At 46.4% G+C, this 278-nt stretch carries 1 pseudogene; it reads left to right on the forward strand.

Annotated elements, in window-relative coordinates:
• Positions 1-278: pseudogene (rho, locus tag B3V56_RS12510) on the forward strand (transcription termination factor Rho); the annotation flags it as partial.

Consider the following 278-nt stretch of genomic DNA (forward strand, 5'->3'; position numbering starts at 1 on the left):
GTTGCTGAAATGGTGATCGAGAAAGCGAAGCGCCTTGTTGAGCATAAACATGACGTTGTTATCTTACTTGACTCAATCACTAGACTCGCCCGTGCTTATAACACTGTTTCACCATCATCGGGTAAGGTTTTGACTGGTGGTGTTGATGCCAATGCCTTACAACGCCCGAAGCGTTTCTTTGGTGCGGCTCGAAATATTGAAGAAGGTGGCAGCTTGACAATCATTGCCACAGCCCTGATTGAAACTGGCTCTCGAATGGATGAAGTCATCTTCGAAGA

This window comes from Methylophaga sp. UBA2513 (assembly GCF_002341285.1).
Lineage (GTDB): Bacteria > Pseudomonadota > Gammaproteobacteria > Nitrosococcales > Methylophagaceae > Methylophaga > Methylophaga marina.